The sequence below is a fragment of the Acidimicrobiales bacterium genome, from assembly GCA_035533595.1.
Lineage (GTDB): Bacteria > Actinomycetota > Acidimicrobiia > Acidimicrobiales > Bog-793 > DATLTN01.
The window spans coordinates 26,819-53,076 of the sequence record DATLTN010000056.1 but is presented as its reverse complement, the minus strand read 5'-3'; the positions used below and the strand labels follow the sequence as shown (position 1 = coordinate 53,076).

The 26,258-nt window shown below is 72.9% G+C and carries 23 protein-coding genes and 1 pseudogene; 20 read left to right on the top strand and 4 right to left on the bottom strand.

Annotation, left to right across the window (positions count from 1 at the left end; translation table 11 throughout):
* Positions 1-64: 64 nt before the first annotated feature.
* A complete protein-coding gene (locus VNF07_10685) occupies positions 65-1,588 on the bottom strand; it encodes an EAL domain-containing protein (GenBank protein HVB06697.1) in 1,524 nt (507 codons plus the stop codon).
* A 1,062-nt stretch (positions 1,589-2,650) separates the two neighbouring features.
* On the opposite strand from VNF07_10685, the gene VNF07_10680 reads away from it, so the two are divergent.
* The 20 genes and pseudogenes from VNF07_10680 to VNF07_10585 all read left to right on the top strand — a co-directional run bounded on the left by VNF07_10680 (position 2,651) and on the right by VNF07_10585 (position 21,709).
* Positions 2,651-2,848, top strand: coding sequence for a hypothetical protein (locus VNF07_10680; protein HVB06696.1), 198 nt, complete (start codon positions 2,651-2,653; stop codon positions 2,846-2,848).
* 134 nt (positions 2,849-2,982) lie between these two features.
* Positions 2,983-3,807: pseudogene (locus VNF07_10675) on the top strand (transposase).
* A 216-nt stretch (positions 3,808-4,023) separates the two neighbouring features.
* A complete protein-coding gene (locus VNF07_10670; protein ID HVB06695.1) occupies positions 4,024-4,446 on the top strand; it encodes a division/cell wall cluster transcriptional repressor MraZ in 423 nt (140 codons plus the stop codon).
* 190 nt (positions 4,447-4,636) lie between these two features.
* Positions 4,637-5,578 (top strand): 16S rRNA (cytosine(1402)-N(4))-methyltransferase RsmH, encoded by a 942-nt coding sequence (gene rsmH, locus VNF07_10665; GenBank protein HVB06694.1) that lies wholly within the window; start codon positions 4,637-4,639, stop codon positions 5,576-5,578.
* Positions 5,578-6,018 carry a hypothetical protein gene (locus VNF07_10660; protein ID HVB06693.1) on the top strand — a complete coding sequence of 147 codons (441 nt, stop codon included), beginning with the start codon at positions 5,578-5,580 and terminating at the stop codon, positions 6,016-6,018. Before rsmH ends, VNF07_10660 begins: the two co-directional genes overlap by 1 nt.
* Positions 6,015-7,760, top strand: coding sequence for a penicillin-binding protein 2 (locus VNF07_10655; protein ID HVB06692.1), 1,746 nt, complete (start codon positions 6,015-6,017; stop codon positions 7,758-7,760). The genes VNF07_10660 and VNF07_10655 overlap by 4 nt, the downstream gene beginning before the upstream one ends.
* Positions 7,761-7,771: 11 nt before the next feature.
* Complete coding sequence (locus VNF07_10650) at positions 7,772-9,280, top strand: UDP-N-acetylmuramoyl-L-alanyl-D-glutamate--2,6-diaminopimelate ligase (GenBank protein HVB06691.1); 1,509 nt, start codon at positions 7,772-7,774, stop codon at positions 9,278-9,280.
* Positions 9,277-10,311 carry a phospho-N-acetylmuramoyl-pentapeptide-transferase gene (mraY, locus tag VNF07_10645; protein ID HVB06690.1) on the top strand — a complete coding sequence of 345 codons (1,035 nt, stop codon included), beginning with the start codon at positions 9,277-9,279 and terminating at the stop codon, positions 10,309-10,311. Before VNF07_10650 ends, mraY begins: the two co-directional genes overlap by 4 nt.
* Positions 10,311-11,666, top strand: a complete 1,356-nt coding sequence (gene murD, locus VNF07_10640; protein ID HVB06689.1) for a UDP-N-acetylmuramoyl-L-alanine--D-glutamate ligase — start codon at positions 10,311-10,313, stop codon at positions 11,664-11,666. Before mraY ends, murD begins: the two co-directional genes overlap by 1 nt.
* Positions 11,663-13,024 carry a putative lipid II flippase FtsW gene (gene ftsW, locus VNF07_10635; protein HVB06688.1) on the top strand — a complete coding sequence of 454 codons (1,362 nt, stop codon included), beginning with the start codon at positions 11,663-11,665 and terminating at the stop codon, positions 13,022-13,024. The genes murD and ftsW overlap by 4 nt, the downstream gene beginning before the upstream one ends.
* Complete coding sequence (locus VNF07_10630) at positions 13,021-14,157, top strand: UDP-N-acetylglucosamine--N-acetylmuramyl-(pentapeptide) pyrophosphoryl-undecaprenol N-acetylglucosamine transferase (GenBank protein HVB06687.1); 1,137 nt, start codon at positions 13,021-13,023, stop codon at positions 14,155-14,157. Before ftsW ends, VNF07_10630 begins: the two co-directional genes overlap by 4 nt.
* A complete protein-coding gene (gene murC, locus VNF07_10625) occupies positions 14,154-15,518 on the top strand; it encodes a UDP-N-acetylmuramate--L-alanine ligase (protein HVB06686.1) in 1,365 nt (454 codons plus the stop codon). The genes VNF07_10630 and murC overlap by 4 nt, the downstream gene beginning before the upstream one ends.
* Complete coding sequence (gene murB, locus VNF07_10620) at positions 15,518-16,450, top strand: UDP-N-acetylmuramate dehydrogenase (GenBank protein HVB06685.1); 933 nt, start codon at positions 15,518-15,520, stop codon at positions 16,448-16,450. The genes murC and murB overlap by 1 nt, the downstream gene beginning before the upstream one ends.
* Positions 16,447-17,286: an FtsQ-type POTRA domain-containing protein gene (locus tag VNF07_10615; protein HVB06684.1), complete on the top strand. Its 840-nt coding sequence runs from the start codon at positions 16,447-16,449 to the stop codon at positions 17,284-17,286. The genes murB and VNF07_10615 overlap by 4 nt, the downstream gene beginning before the upstream one ends.
* A gap of 203 nt (positions 17,287-17,489) precedes the next feature.
* A complete protein-coding gene (gene ftsZ / locus VNF07_10610) occupies positions 17,490-18,581 on the top strand; it encodes a cell division protein FtsZ (protein ID HVB06683.1) in 1,092 nt (363 codons plus the stop codon).
* Positions 18,582-18,609: 28 nt separating this feature from the next.
* Positions 18,610-19,236 carry a polyphenol oxidase family protein gene (locus VNF07_10605; GenBank protein HVB06682.1) on the top strand — a complete coding sequence of 209 codons (627 nt, stop codon included), beginning with the start codon at positions 18,610-18,612 and terminating at the stop codon, positions 19,234-19,236.
* Positions 19,233-19,943, top strand: a complete 711-nt coding sequence (locus VNF07_10600; protein HVB06681.1) for an alanine racemase — start codon at positions 19,233-19,235, stop codon at positions 19,941-19,943. The genes VNF07_10605 and VNF07_10600 overlap by 4 nt, the downstream gene beginning before the upstream one ends.
* A gap of 16 nt (positions 19,944-19,959) precedes the next feature.
* Entirely contained in the window at positions 19,960-20,490 is a 531-nt protein-coding gene (locus VNF07_10595) for a cell division protein SepF (protein HVB06680.1), read from the top strand.
* Between the two features lie 17 nt (positions 20,491-20,507).
* A complete protein-coding gene (locus VNF07_10590; protein ID HVB06679.1) occupies positions 20,508-20,759 on the top strand; it encodes a YggT family protein in 252 nt (83 codons plus the stop codon).
* A gap of 92 nt (positions 20,760-20,851) precedes the next feature.
* Positions 20,852-21,709: a DivIVA domain-containing protein gene (locus VNF07_10585; GenBank protein HVB06678.1), complete on the top strand. Its 858-nt coding sequence runs from the start codon at positions 20,852-20,854 to the stop codon at positions 21,707-21,709.
* Between the two features lie 18 nt (positions 21,710-21,727).
* On the opposite strand, the gene VNF07_10580 is transcribed toward VNF07_10585, so the two are convergent.
* The 3 genes from VNF07_10580 to ileS form a co-directional block, all read right to left on the bottom strand.
* Positions 21,728-22,333 (bottom strand): M24 family metallopeptidase, encoded by a 606-nt coding sequence (locus VNF07_10580; protein HVB06677.1) that lies wholly within the window; start codon positions 22,331-22,333, stop codon positions 21,728-21,730.
* Between the two features lie 63 nt (positions 22,334-22,396).
* Positions 22,397-22,963 carry an aminopeptidase P family N-terminal domain-containing protein gene (locus VNF07_10575; GenBank protein HVB06676.1) on the bottom strand — a complete coding sequence of 189 codons (567 nt, stop codon included), beginning with the start codon at positions 22,961-22,963 and terminating at the stop codon, positions 22,397-22,399.
* A 101-nt stretch (positions 22,964-23,064) separates the two neighbouring features.
* Entirely contained in the window at positions 23,065-26,253 is a 3,189-nt protein-coding gene (gene ileS / locus VNF07_10570) for an isoleucine--tRNA ligase (protein HVB06675.1), read from the bottom strand.
* Positions 26,254-26,258 lie beyond the last annotated feature (5 nt).

Sequence of the window (26,258 nt, the reverse complement as noted above, 5' to 3'; positions counted from 1 at the left end):
TGAACTCGCGTTTTCAACTTCGGACGGTCTCGCGCAGGAAGCCACGTCCCGCTACGAAGGGGGTTCAGCCCGACGGCGGCTTCGGGAACGCCTCCGGCCGGCCGAGGAAGTAGCCCTGTGCGAAGTCGACGCCGAAATCGCGGAGCATGTCCAGGGTCTTCTGGTCCTCGACGCCTTCTGCGATCGTCTTCTTGCCGAGGCTCTTCGCAATCGAGACGATCGTCTGGACGAGGCGCTGGTCGGCTTCATCCTGGACCATCTCCTGCACGAACTGGACGTCGATCTTCAGATGGGTGATGGGCAGGTGACGGAGGTAGGTGAACGACCCGTAGCCGGTACCGAAGTCGTCGAGCGCGAACGCGCAGCCGAGCGCAACGAGCCGCTCGGCGAACCGCCGGCCGTCCTGGAGGTCGTTCATCACCGCGGTCTCGGTGACCTCAAAGACGAGCTTCTCTGCCTTCGCCCCGGTGCGAGCGATCTCCCGTTCAATGTGCACGAGGATCTCGTCGTTGCCCACCGAGCTGGCCGACAGGTTGACCGCGACGTCGCGACCCGAGGCGGCGATCTCCACGGCGCGGGTGATGACCCATCGGTCGATCTGGTTGACGAGCCCGAACCGCTCCGCGGCGGGCAAGAACTCGCCAGCTTCGATGACCCGGCCGGTCGGAGACAGCATCCGGAGCAGGAGCTCGTGCCGGACGGTCTCACCGGTCGTGGTGGAGACGATCGGCTGGGCGTAGAGGACGAAGCGGCGGTGCGCGAGTGCGAGGCGGATCTCCTCGAACCACGCGACCTCCCCGAAATCAGCACGTACCCGTTCACGTTCCGCCAGAAGGGGGGAGATGTCGTGGAAGGCGACCACGCTGCCGGTCCCATCGACGAGGTCGATCGGCGCGGACGAGAACGAGACGGGAAGAGGTGAGCCGTCCTCTCGCCAGAAAATGTCCTCCTGCACATGTATTGACCGACCGAGGCGGCGCACCTTCGTGATCGGGCAGTCCTCGACGAGAAGCGGTGATCCATCGACGCGGCTGTGGTGGGCCGTCGCGTGGAAGTCCGACCCGAGCAGGACGGCTGCCGACCCGTGGCCAAGCAGGCGGATGCCAGCCGAGTTGACGTAGGTCACTAGACCCTCGGAATCAGCGACGACAATGCCCTCGTCGGCGCTCTCGACAATGGCATCGGTGAGGCTGGTGGCGCGCGCCTTGTCGTCCTCGGCGGCCCTGCGCTCGGTGACGTCGCGGCCGATTAAGTGGTACTCGCCCTCGTCGACGGTGATCGTCCACTCGATCCGGCGATAGCTGCCGTCGCTCGCGCGACAGCGGTCCTCGATCGCTACGACGGCAGGCGCAGGATCCCCGAGTAGTAGCCGAACCCGCTTCGTCGCCTCCTCGAGATCGTCGGGATGAATCAATTTCCTGAGTGGCTCGGCTTTGAGCTGCTCCTTGGTCCAGCCGAACGTCTTCTCCCAGGCTGGATTGAGGCAGGTGAGATAGCCGTCGGGGGACGCCGTGCCGAGCAGGTCGTGTGCCAGGACGAAAAGTCGCTCGATCGGGTCCGTCGAGGGGGAGTCCATGTCGCGTGTCATTCAGGCCTCCCATGACCGCACTGGTTCGACACGAACCGGTGGATCCGTGCGCTCGAGGCCACTCATTCTCAGCGATTTCCCAGAGGAATCGTACCGGCGGCCTCGTCCGAGCCCGCGCCTGTAGCGTGGCAGCGCACTCGACAAGCGTCAGGCAGCACTGGCACAACAAGGATCGACAGGACCTCAGCGGCTGCGCTGCACGTTCGGACGAGGAATTGGACCGTCGGGCACCTCGATCGAGATACCCCCGGATCCGCATTGGGTCTCTTGAGGAATCGACCGCGTCGTTGTTCACCTTCGCCAGCCCTTGTCTCAGCTCGCTAGGAGCATGCGGATAGGCATGGCTCGTCACCGGGCGAACGGTTGCGGTCTAAACGATGGCTAGCAGCTGGCGCCAGGCTCCAGAATGGAGGATCGCATCCGTCGGAAACGCGCGCCCCTTTTTGTTGATGCCGAAGAAGCCCAAGAGCCAGTGCGCCACACCTGGGGGTTTCTTGACGACACGACGCCGCCAACGGGCTGGATGCTTTCAACTGCACGCTCGAGGGCGTGAAGGTGCAATGAACTCACGGAAATTGGGCACTTCGACATGGAGCACAATCCGGCGGCTCTCAGAAGCGAGAATGTCGGAGACGGTCGTGTTGACGTCGTCCACGTTGGAGATGTGGCCGTGATGACCGTTTCTGGGTTCGAGCGCGAGGCACTGATCGCGATTTAGTACTCACTCCTATGTAGTTTCCGGCGCCCTGTATCAGTCCCTGCCCGAGCCGCGGGGAACGGCTGGAGCCTTCAGAGATCTGTACCGACGCCGCGTGTCGCGTGCCGCGTCGCCACGACCCGCGTGTTCTCGCGATCGCGCATTCGTTCCACGCGCGTTTCCCGCCATCCCGCGCGGATTCCGCGATTCACCCGCGCGGGGACATCTTTTGCGGCCCGCCTCGGCGCGATCTCCCTCGTCGGAGAGGTGGCAATGAATTACTTGACGCACCCGGAAGGTTTGAGCGCAACCCCCGTTGAACCGCGCGACGATTCAGGCACCCGCACCAGAGAGGTAGGACAGAGATGCCTAAGTTCGAGGTTCTGCTTGAGTTCGAGGCCAACGACGAGAACGGGACCAACCCGGTTGCCATCACGGCCGTTTCCGTTTCGGCTGGCACCGAGTGGGTTCTCTTCTACAGCGGCTTCCGGGATGAGGCTACCGAGGTCGTGGCAGCATTTCCGAAGAGTCGTGTCGTGAGTGTGATCAGGGAAGACGCTTAAACTCGGACCGGCGTTACCTGTGTGAGATCCGCGCGTCAAGACGCCTGCAGCGGGGGCGTCCGATCCCCGGTGTAAAAGGACGACGGGCGTAGGTTCCTTTCAAGCCTGACAAGCAACGAAAAGAACCCACACCCGTGACAACCCGAGTATCACCCACCGAGCGCGTCCGCGCTCAGATTGACGAGCTGTTCGCGTCCGACCGTGACCTCGGCGACGTCCTCGAGGACGTCGCCCGTCTCGGCGTGCGCCTGCTCATGCAGACGGCCCTCGAAGCCGAGGTCACCGAGTTCTTGGGCCGAGATCGCTACGTCCGCGACGAACACGCCCGGGAGGGCAGCCGCAACGGCTACTGCCCGACGACGATCAAGACGACGGCCGGGTCGGTCACCCTCGATCGCCCGAAGCTGCGCGGCACCGACGAGGCCTTCGCCAGTCGGTTGCTCGGGACGGGGATGTGCCGCACCAACGCCCTCGAGTCCCTCGTGATCGCCGGCTTCGTCCGCGGGCTCTCGGTCCGCGACGTCGAGGCCGCGCTCGCCGAGGCCCTCGGTCCCGGGGCCACCCTGTCCAAGTCGACGGTCAGCCGCATCTGCGAGGCGATCAAGGTCGAGTTCGAGATCTGGCGCTCGAGGGACCTGTCCGGGATCTCCCTCGACTAGCTGTTCTTGGACGGGAGCCACTTCAAGTTCCACGCCGGCGCGGCGGCCGAGCCGGTGTTCGCCGCCTGGGGGATCACCACCGACGGACAGCCCGTGCTCCTGGCGCTCGCCCCGGGCACCTCGGAGTCCCACGACGCCTGGGCCGAGTTCCTTGCCGAGCTGGCCGCCCGGGCCTTGTCCCACCGCTGCTCGTCGTCTCCGACGGCGCGCCGTCGGGAACTCCAAGCGCCCGTTGCCGTCACGGTCGAACACGAGGTTGGGCCGGACCTCGCCAGGTCCGTACTGCCGCAGGCCCATTAGTACCGGGTTGACTCTCGCACCCTGAGTGATCGCCGCGTCCCCGCGGACCTCGTCACTCACTTTTCCCAGCTCCCGAACGGTGCAGATGCGTCAAGTAAGTCATTGCCGGAGAGGTGAGGTGGTTGACGGGGGTTCGGAAAGACCATAAAGTGGCGCGAAGTGGAGCGTTAGGGAGGGGAGGGACCCCGCCCCGACGAAGTGAGAGAGGACGCACGGGTGGCGCTCGGTGCGCGGTTCTTCGGCAGGTACGAGCACTCGCTCGACAACAAGGGTCGGGTGATCCTTCCTGCCAAGCTGCGCGTCCACTTCTCCCAGCCCGGCTACCTCACCCCCCACCTCGAGGGCTGCCTCGCGCTGTGGACGAGCGAGGAGTTCGAGAAGGAGATCGAGGTGCGCCTCGCGCAGGCCGAGGGCGACCCCGTGGCCCGCAACGCGGTGCGCGAGTGGTCGGCCGCCGTCTTTGAGGCGGAGATCGACCGTCAGGGCCGGATGCCCGTGCCCGCCCACCTCCGCAGCTACGCCGGCCTCGAGCAGGAAGTGCTCGTCGTCGGGATGATCAACAGAGTCGAGCTCTGGGCGCCCGCAGCGTGGGGCGCGAAGCAGCTCGACGGGGCCGCCTCCTCGGTCGCTGGCGCCTGAGGTGTCCTCGGTTGGTGTCGTCGTCGTCGATCGCCACCCCCCGGGGCGGCTCGTCGCGAGGGCGCTCGGTCTCTCCTGGCTCACCCGCAGTCCCTCGGCAGTGGCGATGGATGGTCAGTCCACATCTCTCTCCGCTAACTCCCATCCGGCTCGCGAAGGTGTTCTTCGTGCCGCGGTCGGGGGGCTGCGGGTGAGCCAGGAGTTCCGCCACGTCCCCGTCCTTTTGGACGAGGTCCTTGAGCTCTTCGACGCGGTGCCGGAGGGGCTCGTCCTCGACGCCACCGTCGGCGGCGGCGGCCACGCCGCAGCGATCCTCGAGCGCCGGCCGGAGCTGCAGCTGCTCGGGATCGACCGTGACCCGGAGGCCGTGGTCGCGGCAACGAGTCGCCTCGCGCCCTTCGGGGCGCGGGCGAAGGTCGTGCACGCCCGCTTCGACGAGCTCGCGGCGCTCGTCGCCGAGGCGGGGGCGCCGCTCGTCGGCGCCCTCTTCGACCTCGGGGTGAGCTCGTTCCAGCTGGACGCGGCGCACCGCGGCTTCTCCTACCGCAATCCCGGCCCCCTCGACATGCGGATGGACCCGAGCCGCGGCCACGGCGCCGCCGAGCTCGTGAACGGCGCCGACGAGGAGACCCTCGTCGACCTCTTCGAGGCGCACGGCGAGGAGCGCTTCGCCCGCCGCATCGCGCGGGCGGTGATCGCGGCACGGCCCCTCGACAGCACCGACGAGCTCGCCGCAGTCGTCGAGAAGGCGATCCCCGCGGCTGCCCGCCGCCGGGGCCACCCCGCACGGCGGGTCTTCCAGGCGCTGCGGGTCGCGGTCAACGAGGAGCTCGACCTGCTCGCGCCGGCGCTCGAGGCGGCGATCGCCGCCCTCGTCCCCGGCGGTCGCCTCGTCGTCCTCGCCTACCACTCCGGTGAGGACCAGCTGGTGAAGCGCACCCTCGCCGGCGCGGCGAGCGGTGGCTGCGTCTGCCCGCCCGGCCTCGACTGCGTCTGCGGCGCGGTGCCGACGATCCGGCTCTTGAACCGCGGCGCGCGCCTCTCCGGCAAGGCCGAGATCGAGCGCAACCCGCGCGCCGAGGCGGCCCGCCTGCGCGCCGCTGAGCGCCTTCCCGCACCGGACCCCCACTGATGGCCGTCGCCGCCAGCCCGCACGCGACCCGCGCCCGCGCGTCGGTACGCCCGGCCGAGAAGGAGGCCCCCTCGGCGAGAGGGCGTCTCGCGGTCGTGAGCGCCCGGCGCCTCGCGGCGCGCACCCAGCGCCGCCGCGCCCGCCTCATCGCGCTCGCCGCAGCGGCCTTCGTCGTCGTCGCCCTGCTCGTCGTTGTCACCGGCCAGGCGCTCGTCGCCTCCCAGCAGGTGCGCCTCGACAACCTCAACGCCTCCCTCGCGAGCGCGACGGCGGCCAACGAGAACCTGCAGCTGCAGCGGGCGGAGCTCACCGCCCCCGGCGCGCTGCTGAAGATCGCGGAGCGGAGCCTGCACATGGTCACGCCCGCGACGGTGACCTACCTCACCCCGGTGCAGCCGGGCGTCACCGTCGCCGAGGCCGCGGCCGCGGCCAACCGGTGAACGGCGCCCGCCCCGCGGGGGCCCGCCGAGCGCCCCGCCGCGCCCCTCACCACCACCGCGTCCTCGGGATCGGGATGTGCCTCGTCGTCGCGGTGCTGATCATCCGTCTCGTCGTCGTGCAGGTCCTCGACGGCTCCCGCTACGCCGCCTACGCGGCGGGCGAGGTGAACCAGAAGGTGAGCCTGCCCGCGACCCGCGGCGCGATCTACGACGCCGGCGGCGACCTGCTCGCGGTCTCGGTGCCGCGCGCCGACGTCGTCGCCGACGACTTCCAGATCACGGACCCCGCCGGCGAGGCGCGACAGCTCGCCCGCTACCTGCACCTCGGCCAGGGCAAGCTGACCACGCTTTTGAGCCAGCAAAACGGGTACGTGGTGCTCGCCAAGGAGCTGCCGACGAGCACGGAGACCAAGATCGAGAACCTCACCCTCTCGGGCATCACCTTCCAGGCCGACACGCAGCGCCTCTTCCCCGGCAGCCAGCTCTTCCAGCCGCTCGTCGGCGGGGTGAACGCCGCCGGCCAGGGCGACGCCGCGCTCGAGTACCAGATGAACGGGTCGCTCTCCGGCCGCGCCGGGAGCGAGGTCGTGGCCGAGGCGCCGGGCGGCGTCGTCCTCCCCGCGGGGGCGAGCGACGTTGTCCCGCCGGTGCAGGGCGCGAGCCTCGTCCTCACGATCGACGAGCCGCTGCAGGTCGAGGTGACCCGCGACGTCGAGGCGCAGATGAAGGCGACGCACGCCGACTCGGGGATCGCGGTGGTGGAGGACGTGCACACCGGGGCGATCCTCGCGATGGTCGACCTCGTCACCGGGGCGAAGGGGGTGATCGGGCCGGCGCAGCAGAACCTCGCGGTGACCTCGATCTACCAGCCCGGCTCGGTGATGAAGCTGGCGACGATCGCCTTCGCGATCCAGGACCACCTGATCTCACCCGACACGGTGTTCACCGTGCCCTACGCCCTCTCGCTCGGGGGCTACATCTTCCAGGACGCCGAGCTGCACGGCACCGAGCAGCTCCCGGTGCGCCAGATCCTCGCCCAGTCCTCGAACATCGGGACGATCAAGATCTCCCAGCTCCTCGGCCTCACCCGCCTCGCCTCGGCCTTCAGCACCCTCGGCTTCGGCCACTTCACCGGGCTCGGATGGCCCGGCGAGTCGCCCGGGATCATCGGCACGCCGAGCAGCTGGCTCGGCTCCGCGGCCGGCTCGGTGCCGATCGGCACCGGCGTCGCCGTCACCCCGCTGCAGGTGCTCGACGCCTACAACTCCGTCGCCAACGGCGGGGTCGAGGTCGCGCCGCGCATCGTGAAGGCGACGGTCGACGCCACGGGCCAGGAGAAGAGCCTCCCGCCCTCGCCGACGCACCGCACGCTCTTGGCCTCGACGGTCTCAGAGGTGGTCCCCATGCTGAGCGGCGTCGTACAGGACGAGACCGGGACGGCCCTCGAGGCCCGGATCAACGGCTACTGCGTCGCCGGCAAGACGGGCACCGCGCAGGTCCCCGACACGACCGGGCTCGGCTACGTGCCCGGCGACTGGAACGCGAGCTTCGTCGGCTTCGTGCCCGCGCAGGCGCCGCAGCTCTCGGGGATCGTGGTCCTCAACCACCCCGACACGATCTACGGTGGCGTCGTGTCGGCTCCCGTGTGGGCGCAGATCATGTCCTACGCGCTCCGCCACTTCAGCATCGCTCCACCGAGGGCCGCCGATGGAGCGCCCGCGACCTGTTCCGTGGCGAAGTGAGGCGCGCCGTCATGTCGACCTCCGCTCTCGTGAGGCTCGACGAGCTCGTGGAGGCCGCCGCCCCCCTCGCCGTCCTCGGCGACCCGCACGGCGTCTCCGTGAGCGAGATCGCCTTCGACCACCGTGAGGTGACGCCGGGGGCGCTGTTCTGCTGCCTGCCCGGGGCGCGCGTCGACGGCCACGATTTCGCCGCCGCGGCGCGCCGCGCCGGCGCCGTCGCCTTCCTCTGCGAGCACTCCCTCGGCCCCGAGCTCGCCGGCTGCGTGCAGCTCGTCGTGCCGCCGGGGACCGCCCGCCCGGCGATGGCGCGCGTCGCCGCCGCCTTCTACGGCAACCCCGCCACCGCGATGCGCACCGTCGGGGTGACCGGCACCAACGGCAAGACGACGACCACCTACCTGCTGCGCGCGATCTTCGAGCAGTACGGCTGGCGCGCGGGGGTCGTCGGCACCCTCGACGGGGCGCGCACCACCCCCGAGGCGCCGCACCTGCAGCGGGCGCTCGCCCGCCAGCGCGACGCCGGCTGCGCGGCGAGCGCGATCGAGGTCACCTCGCACGCGCTCGTGCAGGGCCGCGTCGAGGGGGTCACCTTCGACGTCGCCGTCTTCACCAACCTCACCCAGGACCACCTCGACTTCCACGTGACGATGGAGGCCTACTTCGAGGCGAAGTCCCGCCTCTTCCGCTCCGAGCGGGCGCGCTTCGGCGTCGTGAACGCGGACGACCCCTACGGGCGGCGCCTCCTCGAGCGCTCCTGCATCCCGATGCTCGGCTACTCCCTCGGCGACGTCCGCGACCTCGAGATCGGGGTCTCGGCGAGCTCGTTCCGTCTCGGCGGGCGGATCATCCGCCTCGGCCTCGGCGGGGAGTTCAACGTCTACAACGCCCTCGCCGCGGCGGCCGCGGCCCGCTCGCTCGGGGTGAGCGCCGACGCGATCGTCGCCGGCCTCGAGGCCGCCCCCTCGGTGCCGGGCCGCTTCGAGGCGATCGCCGGCCCCGACGGGGTGACCGCCGTCGTCGACTACGCGCACACCCCGGCGGGCCTCGAGGAGGTGCTGCGCGCCGCCCGGCGGGCGGCGCGCTTCAACGCGCCGGGCGACCAGCCCCGCGAGCGGGGCGACGGGCGGCTGATCGTCGTCTTCGGCTGCGGTGGCGACCGCGACCGCGGCAAGCGCCCGGCGATGGGCGCGATCGCGTGCGAGTTCGCCGACCTCGTCGTGCTCACCTCGGACAACCCCCGCTCGGAGTCCCCCGCGACGGTGATCGAGGAGATCCGCGCCGGCATGCCGGCCGGCGCCGCGCTGCACGTCGAGATCGACCGCCGGCGGGCGATCGCCGCGGCCCTCGGGGAGGCGCGCCCCGGCGACATCGTGATCGTCGCCGGGAAGGGTCACGAGACCACCCAGCAGTTCGCCGACCGCGCCGTGCGCTTCGACGACCGCGAGGTGGTCCGCGACGAGTTCGCGCGCCTCGCGGCGCACCGGGGGGACGGGGCGGGAGCGGCCCGCGCGCCACAGTGATCTCGATCTTCACCGCGGGGGGCATCGCCCTCCTCGTCGCCGGCTTCGGCACGCCGATGCTGCTGCGCTCGCTGCGCCGTCGCGGCGTCGGCCAGCAGATCCGCGAGGACGGCCCGGCGCGCCACATCCTGAAGGCGGGGACGCCGACGATGGGGGGCATCGCGATGATCGTCGCGATCGTCCTCGCCTACCTGCTCGGCCACCTCGGCACGGGGACGCCCTTTTCCGCCGCCGGGCTGCTCGTCGTCGGCGCGGTGATGCTCGCCGGCGTCGTCGGCTACGCCGACGACTGGCTGAAGGTGCGCCGGCGCCGCAGCCTCGGCCTCAACAAGCGGGCCAAGTTCTCCGCGCAGGTGGCGATCGGCCTGCTCTTCGCGCTCGGTGCCCGCTACCTCGCGCACACGAGCACCGCCTTGTCCCTCACCCGCTACAGCGTCCCCGGCGTGCACCTCGGCACGGTGCTGTGGGTGATCTGGGCGGTCCTCATCATCAGCGCCTCGGCGAACGCCGTGAACCTCACCGACGGCCTCGACGGCCTCGCCGCCGGCTCCACCGCCTTCGCCTCGACGGCGCTCACCCTCATCGCCTACTGGGTCTACCGGCACCCCACCTACGCGGTGCACCCCGCGCTCGACCTCGCCCTCGCCGCGGTGGCGATCGCCGGAGCCTGCGTCGGCTTTTTGTGGTGGAACGCGGCGCCCGCCCGCATCTTCATGGGGGACACGGGCTCGCTCGCGATCGGCACCGGCCTCGCCTGCCTCGCCCTCGAGCTCAACGTGCAGCTGCTGCTGCCGCTGCTCGGTGGCCTCTTCGTGATCGAGACCCTCTCGGTCGTCGTGCAGGTGATCAGCTACCGCTGCTTCGGCACCCGCGTGCTGCGCATGGCGCCGCTCCACCACCACTTCGAGCTGCTCGGCTGGCCCGAGACGACGGTGATCGTCCGCTTCTGGATTCTCTCCGCCCTCTTCGCCGCGATCGGCCTCGGGGTCTTCTACGCCGACTTCCTGCTCGGCGTGCACGCGGTGCGCTGATGGGCGCAAAGCGGCACGTCGCGCGGCGCGCCCTCGTCGTCGGCTTCGCCCGCACCGGGCGCTCGGTCGCCGTCGCCCTCGCGCGCCGCGGCTGCGCGGTCACCGCCGTCGACGACGCCGGCGGCGCGGAGATGGCCGCCGTCGCCGAGGTGCTCGGGGTGGCTTTCGTCGCGGCGCCCGACGAGGGGACGCTCGCCGGCCTCGTCGCCGAGGCAGAGCAGGTCGTCGTCAGCCCCGGCGTCCCGCCGAGCCACCCGATCTACCGCCTCGCCACCGCACCGAAGCTCGTCGCGGAGATCGAGCTCGCCTTCTCGCTCACCGAGCTGCCAGTGGTCGCTGTGACGGGGACCAACGGCAAGACGACGGTGACCGAGCTCGTCACCGAGATGCTCGTGGCCTCCGGCCGGCGCGCCCTCGCTGCGGGGAACATCGGCCTCCCGCTCATCGAGGCCATCGACGACGAGCGCGCCGAGCTGCTCGTCGCCGAGGTCTCCTCCTTCCAGCTGAAGTACACCGCCACCTTCGCCCCCACGGTGGCGACCTACCTCAACCTCGCCGAGGACCACCTCGATTGGCACCCGACGATGGAGGACTACGCCGCCTCCAAGGCGAGGATCTTCGCCTGCCAGGGGGCCGACGACGTCGCCGTCGTGAACGCCGAGGACCCGGCCGTGCTCGCCGCCGCGGCGGGGGCCCGCAGCCGACGCGTCACCTTCGGCGCCGGCGGTGACTACGAGGAGTCCGCGGGCTTCCTCGTCGGGCCGGGGGGCGAGCGGCTGCTCCCCGCGGCGGCGCTGCCCCGCCGCCTGCCGCACGACGTGGCGAACGCCCTCGCCGCCCTCGCCACGGCGCGCGCCGCGGGGGCGAGCCCCGAGGGCTGCCGGGCCGCCCTCGAGGGATGGCACCACCCCCCGCACCGTGTGGAGTTCGTCGCCGAGCGCGGCGGCGTCGCCTACTACGACGACTCCAAGGCCACGACCCCCTCGGCCGTCGTCGCCGCCCTCGCCGGCTTCGAGCACGTGGTGCTGATCGCCGGAGGGAAGAACAAGGGCCTCGACCTCGGCGTCATCCCGCGCGCCCTCGGTGCGCGGCGCGACTCCACGCTGCGCGCCGTGGTCGCGATCGGCGAGGCGGCAGGCGAGGTCGCGGCCGCCTTCTCCGGCCTGCCGCTGCGCAGGGCGGCGACGATGGCCGAGGCGATCGGCGCCGCCGGCGAGCTCGCCCGCCCCGGCGACGTCGTCCTCCTCTCGCCGGGCTGTACCTCCTTCGACTGGTACGCGTCGTACGCGGCGCGCGGCGAGGACTTCCAGAACCAGGTGCGCGCCCTCGCCGTCGCCTCGGGGGGCGGGCGATGACCGACCTCCTCGGCGTGCGCGGCACGCCTGTGCTCCGCCTGCTGTCGGGCGTCGGCAGCGCGCGCAGCCACCAGCGCCCGGTGCGCGACGAGCCCTCGGGCCGCGCCGCGCACGGCTCGCGGCGGGAGAGCCGCAGCGAGCGGGCGGCGGCGGCCGAGGTCGGCACGACGAGGACGCGCACCACCGACCTCGCCCTCGTCGGCCGACGCGACGCGGCGCGCCTCGGCGCGCTCACCGCGGCGATCACCGGCTTCGGCCTCGTGATCGTGCTCTCGGCCTCCTCGGTCGTCTCGATCGCCACCTACGGCTCGCCGTGGGCGCTGTTCGAGCGGCAGGTGATGTGGACGCTCCTCGGGGCGGTCGCCTTCCTCGTCTGCTCGCGCGGCGACCTCCGCCGGCTGCGCAAGCTCGCCGCGCCGCTGCTCATCCTCACGGTGCTGCTGCTCGTCGTGGTGCTCACCCCCCACATCGGACGCACGGCGGGCGGCTCCTCGCGCTGGATCGGGGCGGGGCCGATCCGCCTGCAGCCCTCCGAGCTCGCGAAGCTCGCCTTCGCGCTCTTCGCCGCGGACCTCGTCGCCCGCCGCGAGCAGGCGCGCGACCACGTGCAGGTGGTCGTGCGCCCCGTCGTCACGGTGCTCGGCTTCATAGCGCTGCTGATCCTGAAGCAGCCCGACATGGGCACCGCGATCGTGCTCGTCTCGATCGGTGCCGCGATCCTCTACGCGGGGGGCACCGAGCGGCGGGTGCTCGGCGTCACCTTCGGCGGCCTGCTCTTCGTCGGCAGCCTGCTGATCCTCTCCGCCCCCTACCGGCGCTCGCGCTTCCTCTCGTTCATCAATCCCTTCGCGCACGCCTCGACCTCGGGCTACCAGGTCGTGCAGTCCCTCGAGGCCCTCGGCTCGGGCCACCTCTTCGGCACCGGCCTCGGCGGCTCGGTAGCCAAGTGGGGCTTCCTGCCGAACGCCCAGACGGACTTCATCTTCGCCGTGATCGGCAACGAGCTCGGGCTGATCGGCGCGCTCGCGGTGCTGCTCGCCTTCGTCGGCCTCGGCATCCTCGGCCTGCGGATCGCGGCGCGCGCCGCCGACCGCTTCACGAGCCTGCTCGCCACCGGGCTCACCTGCTGGCTCGTCTGCGAGGCGCTGATCAACATCGGCGGCGTGATCGGCATCCTCCCCGAGACCGGAATCCCGCTGCCCTTCCTCTCCTTCGGCGGCTCCTCGCTCGTCGTCACCCTCGGGGCGGTGGGGCTGCTCGTGAACATCGGCCGCAACCCGACGCTGCGCACCGCCCGCCCGGCGCCCGCCGCGCCGGCGCCGCGGCCGCGCCCCCGGCCGGCGGCGGCGCGGCGGTGAGGGGGCAGGGCCGCCTCGAGGTCGTCCTCACCGGCGGCGGGACGGGCGGCCACATCGAGCCCGCGCTGGCGCTCGCCCGCGCGCTCGAGCGCTCGGGGCGCGAGCGCGCCGCGCTGCACTTCGTCGGCGCCCGCCGTGGCATGGAGGGAAAAGCGATCGGCGACGCCGGCTTCTCGATCAGCCTGCTCCCGGGGCGGGGGGTCCGCCGCAGGCTCGCCTGGTCGAACGTCCCCGCCCTCTGCGGCCTCGCGCTCGCCCTCCTCGAGGCCTGTGCGCTGCTGCTGCGCCACCGGCCGCGCGTCGTCGTCACCTTCGGCGGCTACGCCGGGCTGCCGAGCTCGCTCGCCGCGGTGCTGCTGCGCATCCCCCTCCTCGTCGTCAACCTCGACGCCATCCCCGGCGGCGCCAACCGCCTCGTCGCCCGCTTCGCCGCCCGCACGGCGATGGCCTTCCCGGCGCCGCTGCCGCGCGGCGTGCTCACCGGGGCGCCACTACGCGAGGCGGTGCTCGCGGCGGCCGCCGAGGAGCCGAGCGCGGCGCGGGCGCGTCTCGAGCTCCCCGAGGGGCGCGCCGTGCTCGTCGTCGTCGGCGGCTCGCTCGGCGCCGGGCGGCTGAACGAGGCGGCACTCGGCCTCGCCCGACGTTTCGCGGCGCGCGACGACCTCGTGCTCGTGCACGTCTGCGGCGCCCGCAACTACGACGAGGTCGCTGCCGAGCGCGACGCCCTCGGGATCGCCACGGGCGGAGGAGCGGGGCTCGACTACCGCCTCTTGGCCTTTGCCGCCGAGCTGCCGGAGCTCTTTCGCGCCGCCGCGCTCGTCGTCTCGCGCGCCGGTGCGATGACCGTTGCCGAGCTCGCCGCGATCGGCGCGCCAAGCCTGCTCGTGCCGCTGCCGAACGCCCCCGGCGACCACCAGCGGCGCAACACCGCCGAGCTCGTGCGCGCCGGCGGGGCCCTCGTCGTCGACGACGCGGAGGTGACCGCCGAGCACCTCGAGGCCCTCCTCGGCCCCCTCCTCGCCGAGCCGGGCCGCCTCGAGGAGATGGCGCGGGCGGCGCGCTCGGTCGGGCGCCTCGACGCCACGAGCCGCGTGGTCGCGCTCATCGACGAGCTCGCGAAGGCGGCGGCGTGAGCCTCGACCTCACCCGCCCGACCCGCCTGCACCTCGTCGGGATCGGCGGCGCCGGGATGAGCGCGATCGCCACCGTGCTCGCGCAGATGGGCCACGCTGTGAGCGGCTCGGACCTGAAGGCCTCGGCGACGGTCGAGCGGCTGCGGGGCCTCGGGGTCACGGTGGCGATCGGCCACGACGCGGCGAACGTCGCGGGCGCCGAGCACGTCGGGATCTCGAGCGCGGTGTCCTCGAGCAACGTCGAGCTCCTCGAGGCGCACCGCCGCGGCGTGCCGGTGCACGCCCGCGCCGAGCTGCTCGCCGCGATCTGCGCGACGCGCCGCACCCTCGCCGTCGCGGGAACCCACGGCAAGACGACGACGAGCTCGATGCTCGCCCTCGTCCTCCTCGAGGCGGGGCTCTCGCCGAGCTTCATCATCGGCGGCGAGGTGAACGAGATCGGGACCAACGCCGCCTTCGTCGAGGGGGAGTGGCTCGTCGTCGAGGCCGACGAGAGCGACGGCACCTTCCTGCAGCTGCCCGCCGAGGTGGCGGTGGTGACGAGCGTCGAGCCCGACCACCTCGAGCACTTCGGCTCCTTCGCCGCGCTCACCGAGGGCTTCGCCGAGTTCCTCAGAAAGGCCGCGGGCGCGGTCGTCTGCGCCGACGACGCCGGGGCGCGCGCCCTCGCCCCCGAGGGTGCCGTCACCTACGGCTTCAGCGAGGGCGCCGACTACCGGGTGAGCGACTTCACGACGGGGCGCGCCGAGATCGCCTTCGGCCTGATCGGCCCCGAGGGCGACCTCGGCCGCTTCACGCTGCCGGTGCCCGGGGCGCACAACGCCCGCAACGCCGCCGCCGCGCTCGCCGCGGCGCGCCTTTTGGGCGCCGATCCCGACGCCGCCCGCCGCGCCCTCGCGCGCTTCGCCGGCGTCGCCCGCCGCTTCCAGTTCCGGGGCGAGGCGGGCGGCGTCACCTTCGTCGACGACTACGCGCACCTTCCGGGCGAGGTCGCCGCGACCCTCGCGGCGGCGCGCGGCGGGGGCTGGGAGCGTCTCGTCTGCGTCTTCCAGCCGCACCGCTACTCGCGCACCGAGTCCGTCGGGGGCGACTTCGGCGAGGCCTTCGTCGACGCCGACGTCGTCGTGATCACCGGCATCTACGGCGCCGGGGAGGCGCCGCGACCGGGCGTCTCGGCCAAGCTCGTGCTCGACGCGGTGCTGAACGCGCACCCCGAGACGACCGCCGCCTACTTCCCGGACCGCCGCGAGCTCGTCGGCTACCTGGCGCGCCTGCTGCGCCCCGGCGACTGCTGCCTCACCCTCTCGGCCGGCGACCTCACGAGCCTCCCCGACGAGCTCCTCGAGGTGGTGACGGGCTGATGGAGGCCCCCGTCGACCTCGCCGCGGCGCGCCTCGGTCCCCGCGCGCGGCGCGACGAGCCGATCGGTGCGCGCACGACCTACCGGGTGGGCGGGAACGCCGCCCTCTACGTCGAGCTCCTCGACGAAGAGGGCCTCGCGGCGGTCGTCGGCGCGGTCGCCGAGAGCAAGGTGCCGCTCCTCGTGCTCGGGAAGGGCTCGAACGTGCTCGTCGCCGACGGCGGCTTCGACGGCCTCTGCGTCACGCTCGGCGGCGCCTTCGAGGAGCTCGCGCTGCCCGCGGCCGCGCCCGCGGGGGAGGGCGCCGCGGCCACCGTCACCGCCGGCGGCGGCCTCGCCTACCCCGTGCTCGCGCGGCGCCTCGCGACGGCGGGCCTCGGGGGGATGTCGTGGGCCGTCGGGATCCCCGGATCGGTCGGCGGCGCGGTGGCGATGAACGCCGGGGGCCACGGCGCCGAGACGGCGGACCGCCTCGTCGCCGCGGAGCTCGTGCACCTCGACAGCGGCGAGCGCCACCTCGCCGCCGCCGGCGACCTCGACCTCGCCTACCGCCACTCGGCGGTGGGTGCTCACGACCTCGTCCTCGCCGCCACCTTCGCCGTCACCGCCGCGCCGAGCGGGCGCCTCGCCGAGGAGATCGACGAGATCGTCGCCTGGCGCCGTGAGCACCAGCCCGGCGGCCGCAACGCCGGCTCGGTGTTCACCAACCCCCCCGGCGACGCCGCGGGGCGCCTCCTCGAGGAGGCGGGGGCGAAGGGGCTGCGCGTCGGGAGCGCCGTCGTCTCGGAGAAGCACGCGAACTTCATCGGCGTCGACAGCGGCGGCTCGGCCGACGACGTCGCCGCCCTCATCGAGGCGGCGTGCCGCCTCGTCGCCGAGCGCCTCGGGGTGACCCTCGCGACCGAGGTGCGCTTCGTCGGGTTCGACCGATGACGCCGCCGCGCCGGGGGGCCGGCGCGACGATCGAGCGGCCGGCGCGCCGTCCCGCCCCCGAGCCGGCGCGCGCCGGGCGGCCACCGACCGAGCGGCGCTTCCGGGAGCGGCGCAACGCCGTCGCCCGCGACGCCGGCCGCCGTCGCCTCGCGGTGCTCGGCACCGTGCTGGCGGTGCTCGCGCTCGCGGTCTCGGCGGTGGCGATCGTGCACACCTCGCTCTTCGCCGCCCGCCACGTCGTCGTCTCCGGCGAGCGCCACACGAGCGCCGCCGCGATCCTCGCGGCGAGCGGCCTCGACAACGCCCCGCCCCTCATCGACGTGCACACCGGGCAGGTGGCGGCGGCCGTCGAGCGGCTGCCGTGGGTCGCGCACGCCGCCGTGCAGCGGGAGTGGCCCGAGACGGTGCGGATCACGGTGCGCGAGGCGGCGCCGATCGCCTTCGCCGAGGTCGCCGGCGGCACGGTGCTGCTCGACGGGCGGGGGAGGGTCCTCGAGGCGCTCCGGGCGGGGAGCCCGCCCCCCGCGCACCTCGTCCCCCTCGGCCGCCTCGCCGCTCCCGCCCCGGGCGGCACGCTGCCGGCGCGCGAGCTCCCCGTGCTCGCGGTCGCGGGGGCACTCCCGCTCTCGACGCTCGCCCAGCTGACGGCGCTCGTGCACGAGCCGAACCTCGGCGTGGTCGGCGTGCTGCGCTCCGGCGCGCAGGTGATCTTCGGTTCTGCGGCCGAGTTGCCGGCAAAGATGGTGGCCCTCGTGACGCTGCTAAAGAGCACGTCAATCGGCAAGAGCGCGCGCCTCGACCTGCGGGTCCCCGCAGCCCCGGTCTTGACCCGCTGATGCCTCGGCCGTATCGTTCATCGGACCTTGAGAGGCCGCTGCAGCGGGCGCTCTACCGGCAACGTCGCTGGTTCGGGTACCGCGGGCGGGGTGAGCGCAGCACCAGCCCGTGCGGGGACGGGTCTAACGAGAGCGGGCCACAGCTGCGGGAACTCCGTGTTGTCACGGAGCCGTTGCCAGGGCCGGAGAAGGCAGAGGCGGCAATGACCGGGGCATCGCAGAGCTTCATCGCTGTCATCAAGGTGGTCGGCGTCGGCGGCGCAGGCGTGAACGCCGTGAACCGCATGATCGACGCCGGGCTGAACGGCGTCGAGTTCATCGCCGTGAACACCGACGCGCAGGCGTTGCTGATGAGCGAGGCGGACATCAAGCTCGACATCGGCCGTCAGCTGACGCGCGGCCTCGGCGCCGGCAGCGACCCCGAGGTGGGTCGCGCCGCGGCCGAGGAGCACCTCGAGGAGATCGAGGAGGTGCTGAAGGGCGCCGACATGGTCTTCATCACCGCCGGCAAGGGCGGCGGCACCGGGACCGGCGCGGCACCGGTGATCGCCGAGGTCGCGAAGAGCCTCGGGGCGCTCACGATCGGCGTCGTCACCCGCCCCTTCGCCTTCGAGGGGCGCCGCCGCAGCGTGCAGGCCGAGGCCGGTATCCAGCGGCTGAAGGAGAAGGTCGACACCCTCATCATCATCCCGAACGAGCGGCTGCTGTCGCTCGCGGACGCGAAGACCTCGGTGATCGACGCCTTCCGGATGGCTGACGAGGTCCTGCTGCACGGCGTGCAGGGGATCACCGACCTCATCAACCTCCCGGGCCTAATCAACACCGACTTCGCCGACGTGAAGATGGTGATGCACGACGCCGGCTCGGCGATCATGGGGATCGGACTCGCCTCCGGCGAGGGCCGGGCCGTGAACGCGGCCCGCCACGCGATCACGAGTCCGCTCCTCGAGGCCTCGATCGAGGGGGCGCGCGGCATCCTTTTGAACATCGCCGGCGGCCGCAACCTCGGCCTGTTCGAGGTGAACGAGGCCGCCGAGGCGATCCACGCCGTCGCCCACCCGGACGCGAACATCATCTTCGGGAGCGTCATCGACGACGGCCTCGGCGACTCGGTGCGGGTCACCGTGATCGCCGCGGGCTTCGACCGCTTCGACGAGCGGGAGGTCGTCGCGAAGGGACCCTCGCACCTCGCCTCGAAGGACGGCAAGGCCGAGGCGATCGACGTCTTCGCCGTCGGCGGCGACGACCTCGACCTCGGCGACGACGACTTCGACGTCCCCTCCTTCCTCCGCTAGGCCCGCCGCCGCCCTGCCGGGCGGCGCCGTGGCCTGCTGCACCACCGTCGCCGACGGGGACCTCCGTCCGGAGCACTCCGACGAGGCCGCCCGCAGGGCGATCGCCGACCTGCCCTGGCGCTTCTGCGCGCAGGTGCACGGAACGACGGTCGCCCGCACCGGCGCCGGTGCCGGGCGCCCGGTCGCCGACGCCCTCGTCACGACCGACGACGTCGCCCTCGCCCTCCTCGGTGCCGACTGCGCCCTCGTCGCCCTCGCGAGCCCCGAGGGGGTGCGCGGCGTCGCCCACGCCGGCTGGCGGGGCCTCGCCGGCGGGGTGATCGAGAAGACCGCGGCGGCGATGCGCGAGCTCGGCGCGAGCGAGATCGCGGCCGTCTCGAGCCCGGCGATCCACCCCGAGTGCTACGCCTTCTCGCCGGCGGACCTCGAGGCGCTCGTCGCCGTCCTCGGCGAGGAGGTGCGGGCGACGACGGCCGACGGCGAGCCGGCGCTCGACCTCCCGCGCGGCGTCGCCGGTGCGCTCGCCCGCGCCGGGGTCACCGACCTCGGCGCCCTCGGCGGCTGCACCGGCTGCGACGAGCGCTTCTACTCCTTCCGCAGGCGCGGCGAGGCGGCGCGCCACGCCCTCGTGCTGCGCCCCGCCCCGAGCCGGTGAGCGCGCCCACAGGCGGCGGCGCGCTCGCAGGCGACGGCGCGCTCGCCGCGAGCGTCGCCGGCAACCTCGCGCGGCTGCGCGCCCGCATCGCCTCCGCGGGCGACCCCGCGGCGGTGCGGATCGTGGCCGTGACGAAGACCTTCCCGCTCGCCGCGGTGTTCGCGGCGCGCGCTGCGGGCCTCGCCGATATCGGCGAGAACTACGCGAACGAGCTGGTCGACAAGGCAGCGGCGGCTGGCGCGGCCGGCGCCTCGGAGCTGCGCTGGCACTTCCTCGGCGAGCTGCAGCGCAACAAGCTCGCCCGTCTGGCGCCGCTCGTCGCCTGCTACCAGGGCCTCGACCGCCTCGAGGAGGGGGAGGGGTTGGCCCGGCGCCGCCCCGGCGCGCGGGTGCTCGTCGAGGTCGACGTCGCCGGCACCCCCGGGCGCGGCGGCGTCGCGCCGCGCGAGGTGACGCCCCTCGTCGGCGCGCTCGTACGGCTCGAGCTCGACGTCGCCGGGCTGATGACCGTCGCGCCCCCCGACCCCGTCGCGGCGCGCCGGGCATTTAGCCTGGTCGCGGCGCTCCGCGCGGAACTCGGCCTCGCCGAGGCCTCGATGGGGATGAGCGACGACCTCGAGCTCGCCGTGGAGGCGGGCTCGACGATGGTGCGGGTCGGGAGCGCTCTGTTCGGTCCCCGCGCCGGGCAGGGACCGGTGCCACAATGAGGGTCGGAGGAGATCAATGGCTTCGTTCATGAACAAGGCGCTCGCCTACCTCGGCCTGAAGGACCTCGACGACGATCTGTACGACGACGAGGACTACGACGCCGAGCCGCCCCGGGAACGGGCGCGCACCGTCTACCCCGAGCGAGAGCCCGAGGAGGTCCCCCCCGAACCCCGCAGCTTCGGTGGCACGGTGCGGCCGCTCGCCAACAACGAGGAGGTGGGCTTCGGCCGCACCGGGAGCACGGTGCTGCGCCCGGTCTCGCCGAGCCGCAGCGCGAAGGTGCACGTGGTCGCCCCCGAGCGCTTCAGCGAGGCGCAGGAGATCGGTGACGTGATGCGCCAGGCGAACCCGGTGATCGTCAACCTCACGCTCGCGGACCGCGACCTCGCCCGGCGGATGATCGACTTCTGCTCGGGCCTCACCTACGCGTTGAACGGCGCGATGGACCGCGTCGCCGACCACGTCTTCCTGCTCACCCCGCCGAACGTCGAGGTGTCGGCGGAGGAGCGGCAACGGCTTCAGGAGCGCGGCCTCCTCGAGCCCTAGGAAGGGCGGACCGCGTGGTGCTCAACGTGCTGGCCTGGATCGTGCAGGCCTACATCCTCGTCCTCTTCGTGAGGATCGTCCTCTCCTGGTTCCCCTCCAACCCCTGGTCCGCGCTCGGCAAGGTGACGCGCGCGCTGGCGCGCGTCACCGACCCCGTGCTCGTGCCGCTGCGCCGCCGGCTGCCGCCGCTGAGGGTCGGCGGCTCGGCGATCGACCTCTCGCCGCTCGTGCTCTTCGTCGTCCTGGAGATCCTTCTCCGGGTGCTCTGAGCAGGGACGGCGCGAGGGGGGCATGCCCCAGGCGGGGGGCCGCCGGGCAGTAGGATCGGGTCATGGAGATCTCGGGCAAAATCCTTCGGGAAGTGGAGTTTCGCGACCGTCTGCGCGGCTACGACACCGACGAGGTCGATGAGTTCCTCGAAAAGGTGGCGATCGGGGTCGACGAGCTCCACGAGGAGATCTCGTCGCTGCAGGGGCGGGCCGACCGCGCCGAGCGGCAGATGGAGACGCTCCCCCCCACCGATGACGACAGCCTGCGGCGGACCCTCGTCCTCGCGCAGCGCACCGCCGACCTCGCGATCCACGAGGCCCGCGAGGAGGCCGCCCGCCTCCTCGAGCAGGCGCGCTCCCAGGCCGACGGGATGCTCTCCGAGGCCCGCCAGTCGGCGAGCGCGATGCGCAGCGAGGCCGAGCGCGACCTGCAGGCGCGCGTCGAGCACCTCGGTGAGGAGCACGACCGCCTCACCCGCCAGATCGGCGTGCTCACCTCGCTCGTCGACGGCGAGCGGACGCGCATCACCGAGGCGCTCTCCAGCCTGCTGGGCTTCGTCGGCGACGCGCTCTCGGTCTCGCCCGAGCTCGCCGAGGGGAGCGCCCTCCCCGGCTACCGCAGCGACGCCGAGGAGGGCGACCGCTACGGGGACAGCGAGTTCGGGAGCAGCTTCAGCGACTTCACCCCGCCGGAGACCTCCGGCCAGCCCTACCGCCACGACGACGACCCCCTCGATCTCGGCCTCCCCGACGTCGAGGCGGAGCTCGGCGAGGACGCGGCGATCGCCTTCGGCGGCGCCCGCGAGCTCGACGCGACCGAGAAGGCCCCCGCCGAGCTCGACCCCGACGAGGAGCTGTGGTCGCGCTGGGCGAGCGCCGAGGGGGACGAGAAGCGCGAGGGTGGCGAGACCTTCCGCTTCGGCCGCCGCGAGGACGACGAGCCGAGCTGAGCCCCTCGGGCCGGGGCCTCAGCCGGCGACCCAGATCCCGTGCTCGCGCCTGCCGAGGCGCTCGCCGCCCGCCGCGGTGACGACGACGCTGTCCCCCCAGTTGAGGGGGTGGCTGCGGTCCGCGCAGCGCACCTGCGGCTTGAAGATCACCACCGGGTTCTGCCGCAGCACCTTTTTCAGCTCGACCGGTGACTTCGCGTCGTTGGTGATGATCGGCCCGTCGTCGCCGGCGCCGCGGCCGTGCATCATCAGCTGCGCGGTCGCCCCCGCGGCGGGGCCGGAGGCGGGCGCCTCCTTCTCGCAGATCGCCCGGCAGCGCTCCTGCAGCTCGCCCGCGGTGGCCCCCGGCCTCAGCTCGGCGGCGAGCTGGAACCAGACCTCTCCCTGGAGCTTCGCGAGCTCGTCGTAGACGGGGTCGCAGCGCTCGACACAGACGGGCTGCACCCCCTGGGAGCGCCAGCCTCCCCAGGAGGCCTCGAGCTCGTTCAGGATGAGGTCGCCGGCCTCGAGGCGGCGGTGCGTCGGCCGCGTGAGGGTGCGCGTCGGGGCGGGCCCCGAGACCCAGTTGAGTGGACCGTCGCCTCCGAGCCGCGCAGCATCATCTCCGAGAAGGCCTTCGCCCAGACGACGTAGTCGAGCTCGCCGGCGCGCGCGCGGCGCGCAGCGCGTGGAAGCCCTCGTCGATGATCAGCGCCGCCTTCGGAGGAACTCGATCTCCTCCTCGCTCTTGGTGAGGCGCACCTCGTCGAGGAGGTCGGTGGCGTCCTCGAAGGTGGCGGCGGGGAAGGCCTGCTGGAGGGCGAGCATCGTGTGGTAGAGGACGGTGCCCTCGGGCGAGCGGGTCCCCGTCCCGAGGCCGGTGATGCCCACCCGGTCGTCGGTGACCCCGAGCTCGTGGAGGCGCTCGACGGCGACCTTCCCGTAGTCGCGGCGCGCCTCCCGGATGTCGGTGACCCAGTTCTGGGCCCGCGGCCAGCGCTCGGCGGCGGAGGTCGCGCCGACGGTCACCTCGCCGTCGAGGGGGAAGATCACCGTGATCTCCGCGCCCTCGCCGCCGCCGCAGTGCGAGAGGTAGCGGGAGTTGGCCTGGAAGTCGAGGCTGTGGCCGGTGTGTGCGGGGGTGACGATCGCGGTGAGGCCGCGCTCGGCCATGAGCGCCCGCAGCGCCGCCCAGCGACGGTCCCGCTCCGCGAGGGAGAACCGCGGGTGGGGGATCATCTGCTCCTCGTCGAGCGGTGCGCGCTGCCCGGCCATCTCGGCTCCTCGCTCCCCGGTCGCGCCCTCGGCCGCGGCCCGCTCCGAAGCGAGACCCCGCCGCCCGCCGCCCGCCACTGCCCCGCCCGCTCAGCAGGCGGTCAGGTGCCGCGCACGTCCTGCAGCTCGATCGCGAGCAGCGAGCCGTCGGAGAGCTCGGCGAGCACCGCCCCGGCGGGCTTCTCGGCGAGCGGGTGGAAGGTGAGGCTGCGGGCGAGGGTCTGGGCGGCGATCTCGGCGGCGTGCGGGGCGAGGCGCTCGGCGAGCTCCGCGTCGCAGTAGAGGCGGAGGTCGATGCGGTCGGCGACGTGCAGGCCGGTGTCCTTCCGGTGCTGCTGGATCTCGCGCACCGCGTCGCGGGCGAGGCCCTCGGCCCTCAGCGCCGCCGTCACCTCGACGTCGAGGAGGACGAGGCCGCCGCTGTCGAGGAGGCGCCCGGTCGTCTCCTCGAGGGGCGCGGCGCGCAGCTCGTACTCGCCCTCGACGAGCGCCTCGCCACCCACCTCGACCGCGCCCGCAGCGGTGACCTCCCACTCGCCGCGCCGCCAGGCACCGATCACCTGCTGGGTCTTCGCGCCGAGGCGGGGGCCGAGGGAGGCGGGGACGAGGGTGAGGCGCTCGCTGGTGCGCCCGCCGGCGTCGGCCTCGAGGTGCACCTCCTTCACGTTCACCTCGTCGGCGATGAGCGCCGCGAACTCGCCGAGGCGCTCGGCCGCAGGGCCGGCGTAGGTGAGGGCCGCGAGCGGCAGGCGGGCGCGCAGGCCGTTCGCCTTGCGGATCGAGTGCGCCGCCGAGCAGAGCTCGCGGACGAGGTCCATCGCTGAGACGAGCTCGGGGTCGGCGGGGAGGGCGTCGGCGGCCGGCCAGTCGGTGAGGTGCACGCTCGCCTCGGCGGTGAGGCCGCGGAACACGACCTCGGAGAGGTAGGGGAGGAGCGGGGCGCTCACCTGGCAGAGGTGGACGAGGCAGGTGTGCAGCGTGTCGTAGGCGTCGCGCTTGTCGGCGTCGGCCTCGCCCCCCTCGCCGAAGGCCCGCCAGAAGCGCTCGCGGCTGCGCCGCACGTACCAGTTGGTGAGCGCCTCGAGGTAGGAGGCGACCGCCGCGCAGGCGCCGGCGAGGTCGTAGCGCTCGAAGGCCCCGGTCACCTCGGCGACGAGCGCGGCGGTCTTCGCCAGCAGGTAGCGGTCGAGCAGCCCGCGCTGGTCGGTGCGCAGGCGCCCGACGGTGCCGTCGGTGCCGCCGTAGAGGCAGAGGAAGGCGTAGGTGTTCCAGATCGGGTTGAGGATCTGGCGCAGCGGCTCGGTCATCGCCTGGTCCTCGACGGCCGCGTCGAGGCCGCGCAGGATCGGCGAGGAGAGCAGGTACCAGCGCATCACGTCGGCGCCCGCCTCGGCGAAGAACTCCTCGGGGTCGGGATAGTTGCGGAGACGCTTGGAGAGCTTGCGGTAGTCGTTGCCGAGGAGGATCCCGTGCGCGATGCAGTGCGAGAAGGCGGGGCGGTCGAACAGCGCCGTCGACAGCACGTGCAGCGTGTAGAACCAGCCGCGGGTCTGGCCGACGTACTCGCAGATGAAGTCGGCGGGGAAGTGCGACTCGAAGCGCTCGACGTTCTCGAAGGGGTAGTGGAGCTGCGCGAAGGGCATCGCCCCCGACTCGAACCAGCAGTCGAAGACGTCGCTCACCCGCCGCATCGTCGAGCGCCCGCTCGGGTCGTCGGGGTTCGGGCGCACGAGCTCGTCGATGTAGGGGCGGTGGAGGTTCTCGGGGCGCACCCCGAAGTCGGCCTCGAGCTCGTCGAGGCTGCCGTAGACGTCGACGCGCGGGTAGGCGGGGTCGTCGGACTTCCATACCGGGATCGGCGTCCCCCAGAAGCGGTTGCGGGAGATCGACCAGTCCCGCGCCCCCTCGAGCCAGTGCCCGAAGGCGCCGTCGCGCACGTTCTCCGGCACCCAGGTGATCTGCTGGTTGAGCTCGAGCATGCGCCCCTTCACCGCCGTGACCTCGACGAAGTACGAGCTCACGGCGCGGTAGATGAGGGGCGTGTCGGTCCGCCAGCAGTGCGGGTAGCTGTGGTGGTACTCCTCGCGCCGCACGAGGCGGCCCTCGGCCGCGAGGCGCTCGACGATCGGTTCGTTGGCCTCGAAGACGTGGCTCCCCGCGTAGTCGGGGACCTCGCCGGTGAAGACCGCGCGGTCGTCGACGGGGCAGCGCACGGCGATCCCGGCGCCCTCGCAGAGGCGCTGGTCGTCCTCGCCGAAGCCGGGCGCCATGTGCACGATGCCGGTGCCCTCGTCGGTCGTCACGAAGTCGCCGGCGAGGACGACGAAGGCCCCTTCGTCGGCGGCGAAGTAGTCGAACAGCGGCCGGTAGCGGCGGCCGACGAGCGCCGCGCCGCGCACCTCGCCGAGGGGCTCGGCGCCCTCGAGCTCGGCGGCGTAGGCCTCGGCCCGCTCGGCGCCGATCACGAGGACGTCGCCGCCGCGGCGGTAGAGGGCGTAGCGCACCTCGGGGCCGACCGCGAGGGCGAGGTTGGAGGGCAGCGTCCACGGCGTCGTCGTCCAGACGAGGAACTTGAGCGGCCCCTCGAGCGGGCCGCCCTCGCGCCCGGAGGCCTCGACCGCGAAGCTCACCGTGACCGCCGGGTCGACGCGGTCGCGGTAGGCGTCGTCCTGGCGGGTCTCGAAGTTGGAGAGCGGGGTCTCGCACTCCCAGCAGTAGGGCAGCACGCGGTAGCCCTCGTAGACGAGGCCGCGGTTGTGCAGCTCCTTGAAGGCCCACAGGACGCTCTCCATGTAGTCGGCGTCCATCGTCTTGTAGGCGTGTTCGAAGTCCACCCAACGGGCCTGGCGGGTCACGTAGCGCTCCCAGGCGTGGGTGTAGCGGAGCACCGCGGTCTCGCACGCCGCGTTGAAGCGGTCGATCCCGTACTCGGTGATCGGCCCGCGCCCCGAGACGCCGAGCTCCTTTTCGACCTCGGTCTCGGCGGGGAGGCCGTGGCAGTCCCAGCCGAAGCGGCGCTCGACGAGCTTGCCGCGCATCGTCTGGTAGCGGGGGACGGCGTCCTTCACGAAGCCGGTGAGGAGGTGGCCGTAGTGCGGGAGGCCGTTCGCGAACGGCGGGCCGTCGTAAAAGACGTACTCCGGGCTCTGCCGCCTGCGTGCGACCGAGGCCGGGAAGGTCCCGTCCACCTCCCAGGAGGCGAGCACCTCCTCCTCGAGCTCGGGGTAGCGGGGCGGCGAGGGGATCTTGCGCAGGTCGGGGTAGGCGTGGGTGCTGTCTGGGTCCGCCATCTCCC

What these genes read in the sequence shown, in the direction of transcription:
- VNF07_10685 (HVB06697.1), bottom strand. Translation starts at nt 1,588, where the DNA reads ATGACACGCGACATGGACTCCCCCTCGACGGACCCGATCGAGCGACTT.
- VNF07_10680 (HVB06696.1), top strand. Translation starts at nt 2,651, where the DNA reads ATGCCTAAGTTCGAGGTTCTGCTTGAGTTCGAGGCCAACGACGAGAAC.
- VNF07_10660 (HVB06693.1), top strand. Translation starts at nt 5,578, where the DNA reads ATGGCCGTCGCCGCCAGCCCGCACGCGACCCGCGCCCGCGCGTCGGTA.
- VNF07_10650 (HVB06691.1), top strand. Translation starts at nt 7,772, where the DNA reads ATGTCGACCTCCGCTCTCGTGAGGCTCGACGAGCTCGTGGAGGCCGCC.
- murD (HVB06689.1), top strand. Translation starts at nt 10,311, where the DNA reads ATGGGCGCAAAGCGGCACGTCGCGCGGCGCGCCCTCGTCGTCGGCTTC.
- ftsW (HVB06688.1), top strand. Translation starts at nt 11,663, where the DNA reads ATGACCGACCTCCTCGGCGTGCGCGGCACGCCTGTGCTCCGCCTGCTG.
- murB (HVB06685.1), top strand. Translation starts at nt 15,518, where the DNA reads ATGGAGGCCCCCGTCGACCTCGCCGCGGCGCGCCTCGGTCCCCGCGCG.
- VNF07_10615 (HVB06684.1), top strand. Translation starts at nt 16,447, where the DNA reads ATGACGCCGCCGCGCCGGGGGGCCGGCGCGACGATCGAGCGGCCGGCG.
- ftsZ (HVB06683.1), top strand. Translation starts at nt 17,490, where the DNA reads ATGACCGGGGCATCGCAGAGCTTCATCGCTGTCATCAAGGTGGTCGGC.
- VNF07_10595 (HVB06680.1), top strand. Translation starts at nt 19,960, where the DNA reads ATGGCTTCGTTCATGAACAAGGCGCTCGCCTACCTCGGCCTGAAGGAC.
- VNF07_10575 (HVB06676.1), bottom strand. Translation starts at nt 22,963, where the DNA reads ATGGCCGGGCAGCGCGCACCGCTCGACGAGGAGCAGATGATCCCCCAC.
- ileS (HVB06675.1), bottom strand. Translation starts at nt 26,253, where the DNA reads ATGGCGGACCCAGACAGCACCCACGCCTACCCCGACCTGCGCAAGATC.